At 67.2% G+C, this 12602-nt stretch carries 10 protein-coding genes; 8 read left to right on the plus strand and 2 right to left on the minus strand.

The window, feature by feature from the left end; genetic code table 11:
* Nucleotides 1-384 precede the first annotated feature (384 nt).
* The 5 genes from AC1RNC_RS12570 to AC1RNC_RS12590 all read left to right on the plus strand — a co-directional run bounded on the left by AC1RNC_RS12570 (nt 385) and on the right by AC1RNC_RS12590 (nt 7495).
* Nucleotides 385-3219, plus strand: a complete 2835-nt coding sequence (locus AC1RNC_RS12570; protein WP_492886685.1) for a TonB-dependent receptor — start codon at nt 385-387, stop codon at nt 3217-3219.
* A 187-nt stretch (nt 3220-3406) separates the two neighbouring features.
* Nucleotides 3407-4936 carry a response regulator gene (locus AC1RNC_RS12575; RefSeq protein WP_492886687.1) on the plus strand — a complete coding sequence of 510 codons (1530 nt, stop codon included), beginning with the start codon at nt 3407-3409 and terminating at the stop codon, nt 4934-4936.
* A 209-nt stretch (nt 4937-5145) separates the two neighbouring features.
* Nucleotides 5146-5874 (plus strand): helix-turn-helix transcriptional regulator, encoded by a 729-nt coding sequence (locus AC1RNC_RS12580; protein WP_492835919.1) that lies wholly within the window; start codon nt 5146-5148, stop codon nt 5872-5874.
* A 130-nt stretch (nt 5875-6004) separates the two neighbouring features.
* Nucleotides 6005-6820 (plus strand): acyl-homoserine-lactone synthase, encoded by an 816-nt coding sequence (locus tag AC1RNC_RS12585; protein ID WP_492835920.1) that lies wholly within the window; start codon nt 6005-6007, stop codon nt 6818-6820.
* 243 nt (nt 6821-7063) lie between these two features.
* Entirely contained in the window at nt 7064-7495 is a 432-nt protein-coding gene (locus AC1RNC_RS12590) for a helix-turn-helix domain-containing protein (RefSeq protein ID WP_492835922.1), read from the plus strand.
* 198 nt (nt 7496-7693) lie between these two features.
* Here AC1RNC_RS12590 and AC1RNC_RS12595 read toward each other — a convergent pair whose 3' ends face one another.
* Complete coding sequence (locus AC1RNC_RS12595; protein ID WP_492886690.1) at nt 7694-8047, minus strand: PilZ domain-containing protein; 354 nt, start codon at nt 8045-8047, stop codon at nt 7694-7696.
* Between the two features lie 218 nt (nt 8048-8265).
* Between AC1RNC_RS12595 and AC1RNC_RS12600 the strand changes: the two genes are divergently transcribed.
* A complete protein-coding gene (locus tag AC1RNC_RS12600; protein WP_492886692.1) occupies nt 8266-9240 on the plus strand; it encodes a glucokinase in 975 nt (324 codons plus the stop codon).
* Nucleotides 9241-9254: 14 nt separating this feature from the next.
* Here AC1RNC_RS12600 and AC1RNC_RS12605 read toward each other — a convergent pair whose 3' ends face one another.
* Nucleotides 9255-10496, minus strand: coding sequence for a methionine gamma-lyase (locus AC1RNC_RS12605; protein WP_492886694.1), 1242 nt, complete (start codon nt 10494-10496; stop codon nt 9255-9257).
* A gap of 105 nt (nt 10497-10601) precedes the next feature.
* Between AC1RNC_RS12605 and AC1RNC_RS12610 the strand changes: the two genes are divergently transcribed.
* Nucleotides 10602-11060, plus strand: coding sequence for an Lrp/AsnC family transcriptional regulator (locus tag AC1RNC_RS12610; RefSeq protein ID WP_395445708.1), 459 nt, complete (start codon nt 10602-10604; stop codon nt 11058-11060).
* Nucleotides 11061-11159: 99 nt separating this feature from the next.
* Entirely contained in the window at nt 11160-12590 is a 1431-nt protein-coding gene (locus tag AC1RNC_RS12615; protein WP_492886696.1) for a sensor histidine kinase, read from the plus strand.
* The last annotated feature ends 12 nt before the right edge of the window (nt 12591-12602 follow it).

The raw sequence follows: 12602 nt of genomic DNA on the forward strand, positions 1-12602 counted from the left end.
CAGGCCGACTCATGCGATACTTAATCGACGAATGAGAGCGAGATCTTTTACCCGCCAAACCCAGTCATATCTCGCCATTGCGAGATATATTGGCGCCCCTTGGCGCCAAGTTCCGTTACGGAAACACCAAACTTGATCTTCTAATCAATCAAAACGCACCCGTACCGGGAGAACACCGCCTCCTGGAAAGTGAAAAGGCGTAACCTATCGCTGTTCACTTACGAATGCGCCAGTTGACAGCTTTCAAACGCAAGTATGCAATCTCGGAATGCTGCGATGGGTTCGCCGTACGCCCGCGTGGTGAGAACAGTACGGCGCCGAGGAAACATCGGCCCTCGCAGGCTCCATTCATAAGGCGCCGCCCGGGTCCAGGGAGGGAATTCAATGTCGCAAACTCTGCGTATGCGGAGCCTATTGGTCATGGGCGCTTCGGCGGTCGCGATCTCCGGCTTCGCCGTCCCCGCGTTCGCCCAGCAGGCCGCCAAGCCGGCGCAGCAGAACACCACCGTCATCGAAGAGCTGGTCGTCACCGCCCAGAAGAAGGAAGAAGCGCTCCAGGACGTGCCGATCGCCGTGTCGGCGTTCAGCCAGGACTCCCTCGAAGCGCAGAAGATCGACGGCGGTCCGAACCTTCAGCAGGCGATTCCGAACGTCAGCTTCGCCAAGAGCAACTTCACCAACAGCTTCAACTTCCAGATCCGCGGCATCGGGGCCAAGGCCGTCGGCGCCTCGGCCGACCAGGGCGTCGGCGTCCACCTGAACAACGCCCCGATGCAGTCGGGCAACCTGTTCGAGGCCGAGTTCTACGACGTGGAGCGCGTGGAAGTGCTGCGCGGCCCACAGGGCACCCTCTACGGCCGCAACGCCACCGGCGGCGTGGTCAACGTCATCACCGCCAAGCCCACCGACCAGTTCGAGGCCAATGTCCGCGCCGAGTACGGCAACTACAATTCGGTCAAGCTGCGCGGCATGGTCAACGTACCGATCTTCGGCGACAAGCTGGCCGTCCGCCTGTCGGGCGCCTCGCTGAAGCGCGACGGCTTCGTCACCAACACCTTCAACAACCACGTCGTCGACGATCGGGACCTCTACTCGACCCGCGTCCAGGTGATGTTCAATCCGACCGACAAGCTGCGCACCAACTTCCTGTGGGAACGCTTCCACGAGAACGACAACCGCGCGCGGACCGGCAAGCAGCTCTGCACCAAGGACAACGGCCCGGCCACGGTCGGCGGCGTGCCGACGGGCGCGGCGCGCGGCTTCCTGACCCAGGGCTGTCTGCCCGCCTCGCTGTACGGCGCCAGCGCCTATGGCACGGTCAACACCTCGGGCACGCTGACGGGCCTTCTGGGCAACATCTTCGGCTTCACCTCGGGCGACACGAACCTGGGCGACACCACCTCGACGAACCTGCGCGAGATCGAGACGGCGCTGGATCCGCTCTACCGGTCGGGCTCGAACGTCTATCAGCTCACCCTGGCCTACGACCTGACCGACGCCCTGACGGCCACCTCGATGACCGCCTACAGCAAGGGCAGCGTCTATACGAAGCAGGACTACAACCGGAACGTCTCGCCGGTCCCCTTCAACAACACGCCCTTCACGCCGGGCGGGTTCTTCAACGACCCGCAGGTGGGCAATACCAACAAGTTCACGACCATCGACGTCTCGTCGGGCCGTTCGGAACAGTTCAGCCAGGAACTTCGCTTGCAGTCGGCCTTCGACGGCCCGCTGAACTTCACCGTCGGCGCCATCCACTTCACCTATCGGACGCTGACCGACTACTACGTGATCGGCAACTCGCTGACCCTGTCGTCGCTGGCCCTGAACTTCTCCAAGACCGGCAATCCGAACTGCAACCCGGCGACCACCGCCAACTGCATCGGCATCGACACGGCGGCCGACCCGACCGGCGACGGCCACAACTACTATGACAACCGCACGCCCTACACCCTGGTGTCGGACGCGGTGATGGGCGAGCTGTACTATCAGGCCAGCGAGGACCTGAAGTTCACCCTGGGCCTGCGCCAGACCCGCGACAAGAAGGCGGTCAAGAACTACTCGACCGTCCTGCTGGCCCCCGGCTACGGCCTGACCTTGAACCCGACCAACCCGGACCAGCGCGCCCGCTTCAACGAGACCACGGGCCGCATCGGCGTGGACTACAAGGCCCACCTGGGCTTTACCGACGACACCCTGCTCTATGCCTTCTATTCCAAGGGCTACAAGGGCGGCGGCATCAATCCGGGCGTCCCGGCCGGGGCGGTGGGCATCCGCCAGACCTTCGACCCGGAGTTCGTCAACGCCATCGAGATCGGCGCCAAGAACACCCTGGCCGGCGGCAGCGTGCTGATCAACGCCACGGGCTTCTCGTACGACTACAAGGGCTATCAGATCTCCAAGATCGTGAACCGCACCTCGGTGAACGAGAACGTCGACGCCAAGGTCTACGGCTTCGAACTGGAAAGCATCTGGTCGCCGGTCCGGAACCTGAAGCTGAACGCCAATATCGGCTATCTGCACACCAAGATCGGCGATGGGGTCACCTCGATCGACACGATGAACCGCACCCAGTCCAACCCGGCCTATACGGTCGTGAAGGTGGGTCCGAACTCGTCGGCCGTCGGCGCCAACTGCGTGCTGGCCACCGCCGGCGTCGCCACCATCCTGGGCGCCGGCGCCGGGGCCACCCTGCCTTGGGCTTGCTCGGGGGCGGCGGCCTATCAGGCGTTCCTGTCGGCCCCGGCCGCGGCCGGCGGCGCGGGCCTCCCCGCGCCCACCGCGGCGTTCCTGGCCAACGCCACGGGCCTCTACACCTACGGGGCCGGCTACTCGATCGAAGGCACGGCGGCGAACCTGTCGGGCAATGAGCTGCCGAACTCGCCGCACTGGACCACCTCGCTCGGCGCCCAGTACACCTTCGAGCTGCCCTCCGGCTGGTCGGCCACCCTGCGCGGCGACTATTACCGCCAGAGCCAGCAGTTCGCTCGCGTGTACAACACCGAGTACGACCGCCTGAAGTCGTGGGACAACGGCAACATCACCCTGAAGGTGGAAAAGCCGGAATGGGGCGTCTCGATCGACGCCTATGTGAAGAACATCGGCAACAAGACGCCGATCGTCGACGCCTACACCACCGACGACAGCTCGGGCCTGTTCACCAACGTGATCACCGCCGAGCCGCGCCTCTATGGGGTGTCGATCACCAAGTCCTGGTAGGTCTGGTTACGCAAGAAAATGGAGGGGACGGCGGGTCATCCGCCGTCCCTTTTTCGTCGGGGCTCCGGAGGCTCGGCGGAAAGGTGAGCGATTTCCCACGATTACCGCGCCGCGACCGCGCCCAACTTAACGACTCCGCAAGGCCGGCTAGGGCAAGCTGTCCTTCCAAATCCCAGCGAAACGCCGCATGGAAACGCTTTACCGTCTGATCGATCTGAGCGACCCGATCGCGCCCGGCACGTCCTGCGCCGAGGCGGCCGCGATGTTCGACGCCGATCCGGCCATGCCGGCGCTGGCGATCGTCGACGCCGGCCGCGCGCCGGTCGGCCTGGTGTATCGCGACGTTCTGCAGGGCATGATGCGGGTCGCCGAGGAAGCTCTCGCCGGCAAGCCGATTTCCGAGGTCATGGACACCGCGCCGCGTATCGTCGCGGCCCAGACCGACGCCAGCAGCTTCGTCAACACCCTGGCCGACAGCCCCACGCCCGTCTTCCGCACCGCCTATATCGCCGTGGACGCCGCCGGCCGCTATGTGGGCGTCGGCGGCCTGGGTTCGCTGCTCGCCTCTCACCGTCGGCGTCAACGCGACGCCCGCGACGCCATGGGCATGGCCGAGCGCATGGCCGTCGACATCGGCGCCCACCTGGACGGCGTGCTGGCCATCACCGAACGCCTCGAGCAGCAGCGCCTGACGCCGGACGCCTCGGCGTTCGTGCGCGCCATCGGCGACACCAGCCGCGACATGGGCGCGACCGTGAACCGCGCCATCGACCTGCACCGCTCGTCCCGCGGCCAACTGACCTTCGCCCCCACCCCCACCCGCCTGCGCGACCTGGCCGACGCGGTCGAGGCCCGCTGGGCCGAACGCGCCCATGAGGGCGGCTCCACCCTGTTGGTCTCCTACAACGGCGATCCGGAATGCGGGGTCGAGGTCGACGGCGAGCGCCTGCTGCAGGTGTTCGACATCCTGATCGAGAACGCCCTGGCCGCCGGCCGCGGCATGATCGAGACCCGCCTTACGGCCCGCGCCGAGGGCGACCAGATCCGTCTGGAAGGCCTGGTGCGCGACAACACCGAGGGCCACGCCGACGAGCGCCTGGCCCGGATCAACGACCCTCTGGGCCCGTCCAGCCTGCAAGACCGTAACGAGATGGCCCTGGGCGTCGGCATGGCCCTGGCTCACCGCGTCCTGCGCGCCATGGGCGGTCCCTTGCACGCCGAGGCCAATCGCGGCGCCGGCCTGACCGTCGGCTTCGGCCTGACGCTCGCGGCCGCCGCCGCCGAGGCCGAGATCCACGAGGAGCAGGCCGTCGCCTCCCGCGCCGCCCACATCCTGATCGTCGACGACAACGCCACCAACCGCATGGTCGCCGAGGCGCTGTGCGACATGTTCGAGTGCACCTCCGAGCAGGCCGTCGATGGCGTCGACGCCGTCGAGATGGCCAAGGGCGGCCGCTTCGATCTGATCCTGATGGACATCAAGATGCCGCGCATGGACGGCATCGCCGCCACCCGCGCCATCCGCGAGATCGGCGGCCGCGCTGGCGGCGTGCCGATCGTGGCCCTGACCGCCAACGCCGATCCGGCCGACGTCCAGACCTACATCGCCGCGGGCATGCAGGACGTGGTCGAAAAACCGATCAAGCCCGAGCGCCTGGCCACCGTGCTGAGCGCCCTGTTGGGCGAGGACGAAGACGGCGAAGAAGCCGCCGCCTAGAAACCAGATCAACAAGCTCTAATTCATAGACTTAGAGCGCGGTCGAGCGGTTTACCCGTTCACACCTAAACCTAACGCGCTCTAGCCGCGCCCGCGCATCCGGCGACAATTGGACGCCGCTTTCCGACGCTACCCTGGATAGCACACGCTTGGCGCCGAGGCGTATCCCAGCCTAGCTTCGCTCTCAGCGTGAGTACGGAGCGTCTCGAGTGCTGAATACGGCGGAACAACAGGCCTGGGCGTTTCTCAGCCAGGCGCCGCACCTGGGCTCGGCCCATGAGGTGGAAAGCCATTTCGCCCAGGCGATCGGGGCCTTCGGTTACGACAAGTTCTGCGCCACCCTGGTCAATGCCGAGCACTATGGCAAGGAGCCGCCGACGCTGAGCCGCCGCGACTTCGAGGGCTGGGACCAGCGCTATTGGAGCGAACGCTACGTCGTCCACGATCCGTGCGTGAAGCTCCTCCTGAAGTCGCCGCGCTCGTTCGCCTGGACCGACGCCAAGCCGCTGGGCGACGGCCGCGCCCAGTCCATGTGGGGCGAGGCTTCCGAGCTGGGCATGAACGACGGCTATGTCGTGCGCGTCTTCGGCCCGGCCGGCCAGGAAGTGCTGATCCGCATGTCGACCGAGGCCCCCACCACCGACCCGACCGCGCGCGCGGTCATCGACAGCCTGGCCACGGTGTTCGGCGCGATCATGCTCAAGCACTGGGAAATGCAGGACGACAATCCCGACTACGGGGTCATCTCCGAGCGCCAGGCCCAGTGCCTGTACTGGGCCAGCCGCGGCAAGACCGACTGGGAGATCGGCGCGATCCTGCAGCTGTCGCCGCGCACGGTCCATCACCACATCGAGGCCGCCAAGAAGCGGCTGGGCGTAGTCAAGCGCCAGGAAGCCGTGCTCAAGGCGGGTGAGCTGGGGTTGCTCTCCAAACTCTAACCCAGACCCCCGCGGCCCTGACAAGCACCCTCCGCGCGCAAGGCTTAGGCCGTTTGGCCTATCGTCCGTTCGCCGGATCATGCCCCCTAATGCAGGCCGTTCCTGTTTTCGCCAGCTTTGGGGGCCGGCCATGATCCACATCATCACTTCCGAGAACCGTCATCTGTACGGCCCGCAGCTCTGGGCCATGCACGAAGAACGCCGGCGCCAGTGCGTCGAGAAGAACGGCTGGGTCGACCTCGTCGTCCTGGATGGCGGCGAGGTCGACGACTATGACGACCACCGCGCCATCTATCTGCTGGGCTTCAATGACGCCCTCGAGCTGGAAGTGGGCCTGCGCCTGCGGCCCACCGACGACCGCTGCATGCTGGCCGATAAGTTCGCTCACCTTATCGCGCCCAGCGAAACGCCCAAGAAGGGCGCCGACATCTGGGAGGCCTCGCGCCTGTTCACCACCGAGGCCTATCGCCGGCGCAAGGGCCCCGGCCGGGGCGAGCGCGTGTTCGAGTGCTGGGCCGCCGCCTTCGAACTGGCCCTGCGCCGGGGCGTGACCCGCTTCGTGGGCATGATCGACATGCAGCTCTATCCGGGCATCCTCAACTCGCCGATCGACACCCGTCTGGTCGGTATTCCGCGCCCCTACGCATACGGCGTGGTGGCGGGCTCCGAGATCGCCGTCTCGCAGGCTCTGCTGGACCGCGTGCTGGAGGCGATCGGCCGTGAATCGCCGATCGGCTACGAGATCGACGCCCTGGACATGATGGCGTTCGGCGATCTGGCCTCGGTGCAGCGCCAGGTCACTCGCGCCATGACGCCACAGCTGACCGCCGGCGCCCCGCGCGACGAGACCCTGGCGGCCGAGACCCTGTTCCGCCTGCACGACAGCACCGGAGAGGCGCGGCGCATCTGGGAGGGCCGCGCCGACGGGTCGCCCCTTCACGCATAAGAATTTGCGGCGTGCGGTTCGTTCCGATAGGAACGGGCCGCACACGGACTTTGGCCACTCGCGCTGGGCGGCAGCGGATCGCCCTTCGGTTGGCGGCGAATCGTCTCCTTGGCGGCTAACTTCCTCGGATCGGGGAGGCCAGCTGGACCATCGCGACGTAACGCCGCGCTATGAACGCCCCAGCTTCCGCCGACGTCACGGTCGTGTCATTTTCTCCGAACAACCGTTGGAGGCGGAAAACAGATGAGCGAAGAAACAGAAGGCCGACGCCCCAACCCTGTCGACCTGCACGTGGGCGGCCGTGTCCGCATGCGTCGCAAGCTGCTGGGCGTGAGCCAGGAACAGCTGGCCGACAGCCTGGGCCTGACCTTCCAGCAGGTGCAGAAGTACGAGCGCGGCGCCAATCGCGTCAGCGCCAGCAAGCTCTACGAGATCGCCAAGACCCTGCAGGTCCCGGTGTCGTTCTTCTTCGACGGCCTGGCCGATCCGATGAGCGGCGCGCAAGTCGACGACGCCGCCCAGCACGCCGAAAAGGTGGTTCAGGAGTTCCTGACCACGCCGGAAGGCCTGGAGCTGGCCGAGGTGTTCCCACGCATCGGTCGCGGCCGCGTTCGTCGTCAGGTTCTGGACCTGGTGCGTGCGATGGCCGACGAAGCCTCTCGCGAAACCGCCTGAGGCCGGAGCCCTTTAGCTCTAGATGGAACCATCTTGAGCATTCAAAAGGGCTCTAAACGTTTGATTCTACAGCCTGTTTATCCCGTTTAGACGGATCCATCCAAACGGGACAGGCTCTAGGCGCGCTCCGCTCAAGCGCGCCCCGCTCTAGCGAAAAATGAGAAGACCTCGGCTCGCGGGCCGAGGTCTTTTTCACATTTACCCTGTCGAGACACCGGCTTGCGAGGCCAGCCAGATCCGCTTGGCGGCGCCCGCGATGGCGGGGGTGAGGCCGCGAAGGTCGTAGGTGCGGACGATGCGCATGCCCACCTCGCGATCGCGCTGCCAGGCCACGGTCACGTCGTGGGCCAGGCCAGCGACCAGATCGACCAGTTGCGCCTTTCCCGGCGGGGCGGCGCCGGACAGCATCTGGATGCGCGCGCCGCTGCTCGACAGGTCGCGGATCACGCAATCCCATGCGAAGGCGCCACACAGGATCTTGCCGGATCTCTGAGTCTGAATACGGACGGCTGTCCGTCGATCGTGATCGCCGCCTGACGCGTACTTCGCCATGCGGGGATAAACGCACGCCGCGGTTAATCGGCCGTCTAAATTTAGGATTTAGTCGTGAAGGTTAACGCGGCAGGAGCGGGAGGCGGGGTTTGACTTTGGTGGTGACAACCCTGTCATAACGCCGTTCTTCAGGGATATCGCCATTTGCCGGTCCATGTTACCGGTACAACAGGGTTCACCGAAGCCGGACAGAAGATCCGGCCGTGCGAGGAAACGACATGGCTAAGGGATCGGTCTTGCTGGCCGACGTGAACGGGCGCGACCTGGCGTTGGCGGTCGTGCGTCCTGGCGATCCGCCCCGCGCGCACCAGGAGTTGGCCTGCGGGTCCCTGCGCGAACTGGAGATGCACCTGGCCACCGCCCTCGCCAAGGGCGGCCATGGCGAGTTGATCGGCGCGGCGGTCTGCGGCGCGGGTCCGGAGATCGACGGCGCGATCGCTCTGACGGCTGGCGACTTCACGGTGACCCAGTCGTGGCTGAGAGCGGTGCTCAAGACCCCACGCGTGACCCTGCTCAACGATTTCGCCGCCTGCGCGCTGGGCGCGCCGCGACTGGCGAACACCGCCATGACCCTGATCCACGCCGGCAAGCCGGCCAAGAACGCGCCGATCGCGGTGATCGGCCCCAATCTTGGCCTCGGTGTCGCGGGCCTGTCGCCACATCGCAACGACGGCTGGGTCCCGGTGGTCAGCGAAGGCGGCCACATCGACTTCACGCCCGGCGAGGCGCGCGAGGTCCCGGTCTTCTCGGCCCTGCAGATCAAGTACGGCCGGGTCTCGGCCGAACACTTCCTGTCGCAGCAGGGACTGGCGGACATCCATATGGCGCTGGGCGGCGATACCGACAGCGACGATGTGATCCTGTCCCGCGCCCGCGACGGCGACGCGCGGGCCCGCGAGGCGGTGTCGATCTTCAGCGCCCTGCTCGGCGCCTTCGCCGGCGACGCGGCCCTGATGTTCGCCGCCCGCGGCGGCGTCTACATCAACAGCCCGCTGATGGAGCGCTTCGGCGACCTGCTGGACCGCGCGGCGTTCGCCAGACGGTTCTCCGACAAGGGCCGGATGGGCGCGTATGTGCAGGGGATTCCGGTGTACCTGGCCGTCGGCCGCTGCACCCTGCTGGGCTTGTCCGGGCTCTTCAGCGCCAGCGACATGAGGTACGCGGCGGACGAGGTGAAGTTCCTGGACTGCTGAGATCGCCCTCCGCGTCAGGCGGAGACGGCGCCCTCGGTCGGCTTCGCGGACAGGTCCCCCGGCGGGGGAGCGGCAATCGCCAGCGCTCCTTCCAGATCGCCCAGAATATCCGCCACGTCCTCCAGCCCGACCGACAGCCGCACCAGCCCCTCGCCGATGCCCGCCGCCGCCCGCTCCTCGGGCGAATAGGGCGAGTGGGTCATGCTGGCCGGGTGCTGGATCAGGGTCTCGGCGTCGCCCAGCGACACCGCCCGGCGGATCATCGTCAGGCGGTTCATCAGAGCCGCGCCCGCCGTGTGACCGCCCTTCAGCTCGAAGGCGATCATGCCGCCGCCGGCGCCCATCTGGCGTTCGGCCAGGGCGTGCTGCGGAAAGCTCCTCAGGCCCGGATAGAACACCCGCGCGACGGCCGGGTGCGCCTCCAGCCAGCGGGCGACGGCCTCCCCGCTCTGGCTGTGGCGGGCCATGCGCAGCGCCAGGGTCTTCAGGCCCCGCATGACCAGAAAGGCGGTGAACGGCGACATCACCGCGCCGGTCATGTCCTTCACGCCGACCAGGCGCACGCGGCGCATGTCCTCGACGCCGCCGACCGCCACGCCGCCGATGAGGTCGCCGTGACCGCCCAGATACTTGGTCGCCGAGTGGACGACGATGTCCGCGCCCAGGCTGAGCGGCCGGGTCAGGACCGGCGTGGCGTAGGTGTTGTCGACCACCACCTTGGCGCCGGCGTCGCGGGCGATCCGGCTTATCGCGGCGATATCCACCAGGCGCATGTTCGGATTGGCCGGGGTCTCGAAATAGACGATCCGCGTCTTGTTCGAGATCGCCTCGGCCAGGGCTTCGGGCCGGGTCATGTCGACCGTCCGCACCGTCACGCCGAACCGGGTCAGGCCGTCGCGCAGAAAGGCGAAGGTGCAGCCGTAGAGCGTCTGGTCGGTGATGACCTCGTCGCCCGCCCGCAGGAAGCTCCACAGCGTGGCGGTGATCGCCCCCATGCCCGAGGCCGTGGCGACGGCCGCCTCGCCGCCCTCCAGGCTGGCCAGCCGGCGCTCCAGAAGGTCGGTCGTGGGGTTGGAGATCCGCGAGTAGAAGTGCCCCTCCCGCGTGCCGGCGAACATCTCGCCGCCGGCCTCGGCGCTCTCGAACGCGAAGGTCGAGGTCAGGTGCACCGGCGGCGTCAGCGCCCCGTGCTCGTCGGCGGGATCATAGCCCGCGTGGATCGCCCGCGTGGAAAAGCCGCCCTGGTCGTTACGCATGTCTCACTCCCTGTCGGGTGAGAGTGGCGCGAACCTGGACGGCATAGATTGCGAAGTCTGCCATGATGAGCTTCAATTTTGGCAGATTCCGCTCAAGAGGCGCGCATGGACACCAAGGACCGCCAGATCATCCGCGAGCTGCAGAAGGACGGGCGCCTGACCAATCAGGAGCTGGCCGAGCGGGTCAACCTGTCGCCCTCCCCCTGCCTGCGCCGGGTGCGCAACCTGGAGGCCGAGGGGGTCATCACCGGCTATACCGCCCTGGTCGACCAGAAAGCCTACGGCCTGCCGATCACCGTCTTCGTCCGCGTGCGCCTGAACAGTCCCAGCCAGGACCTGATCACCGGCTTCGAGGCCCAGGTGCAGCGCATCGACCAGATCCTGGACTGCTTTCTGCTGGCGGGCAGCGACGACTATCTGTTGCGGGTGATCGTCGACAGCCTGGAGGCCTATGAGGCCTTCATGCGCCGCAAGCTGCACGCCATCCCCGGCATCGCCTCGATCGACACCAGCTTCGCCTATGGCGTGGTCAAGCAGACGCGGGTGTTTCCGGTGGCCAGCTGAGCCCAGTCGCTTCGCCCTGGCAGGTGCGGCAATTCGTCCAACAACCTGTCACGGGAAATTCAGCGCCGGTAGCGACCGAGACCGCTACCATAAGGCGCGATGAGCAACGAAGCGCCGCCCCAGTCCAGGCCTCAAATGGCCGGCTCGCCCAGCGTCACCACGGCGCTGAAGCACGCGCCTTTAGGCATCGCGATCTTCGACAACCAGATGCGCTACCTGGCCGCCTCGCGGCAGTACCTGACCGACCAGCACCTGCCGCCCGACATGCCGCTGATCGGCCGGCGACACTACGACGTCTTCCCCGAGATCCCGCAGAAGTGGCGCGACCTGCACGCCCGGGTCCTGGCCGAGGGCGTCGAGCTGCGCCACGAGGGCGACCCCTACGTCGACCGCGACGGCCGCACCGAATGGATCCGCTGGTCGATGGCGCCGTGGCGCACGGACCCCACTGACGATGGGGGCGGCGAGATCGGCGGCCTGGTGCTCTACACCGAGGTGGTCACCGCCAACGTCGAGGCGCGGCTCAAGCTGGAGGCCGCCGAGGCCCGTTATCGCGCCGTGTTCGACCAGGCGGCCATGGGCGTGGCGCGCCTGACGCCCACCGGCGAGATCCTGGAAGCCAATGACAGCTTCTGCGCTCTGCTGCGGCGCGACCGCGACGCCCTGCTGGGCGTTGCCCTGCAGAGCCTGGTGCATCCGGACATGCTGGATCAGACGCTCCTGTCGAGCGCGGCCCTGCTGTCGGGCGAGATCGAGACCTGCGCGGCCGAGCGGCGGTTCCTGGTCGGCAATGGCGACCTCTGGATCCACCTGACCGCCTCGATGGTCCGCGTCGACGGCCAGCCGGCCTACATCCTGGCGATCATCTCCGACATCAGCGCCCGCAAGGAGGCCGAGGACGCCCAGGCGCGCCACCAGAGCCAGCTGCGCCTGCTGATCAACGAGCTGAACCACCGGGTCAAGAACACCCTGGCCACCGTCCAGTCGATGGCCGCCCAGACCCTGCGCAACGAACCCGACCCGGTCGTGGCCTTCGAGAAGTTCGAGGCGCGGCTGCTCGGCCTGTCGGGGGTGCACGACATCCTGACCCGCGAGAGCTGGCACGGCGCGGAGCTGCGGGAAGTGGTCGAGCGCGCCCTGCGCCCCTTCGACCAGGCCAGCGAGCGCTTCACCATCGACGGCCCGGCCGTGCGCCTGCAGCCGGGCGGGGCCCTGACCATGGCGCTGATCCTGCACGAGATGGCCACCAACGCCCTGAAGTACGGCGCGCTGTCGAACGCCGCGGGCCGGGTGTCGCTGTCGTGGACCTACGACCCCGATAGCCGCGCGCTGGAACTCCTCTGGACCGAGACCGGCGGTCCCGTGGTGACCCCGCCCACCCGCAAGGGCTTCGGCTCGCGCCTGATCGAACGCAGCCTGGGCGGCGAGTTGAAGGGCGCGGCGACCATGGACTACCGCCCCAAAGGCCTGAGCTGCGTCCTCCGCGCCCGCCTGACCGAGGCCCCGGCGAACGAAACCTCGACCAGCTAGGTCGGTCGCCCT

The sequence above is a fragment of the Caulobacter sp. GW822-FHT01G02 genome (assembly GCF_058802865.1).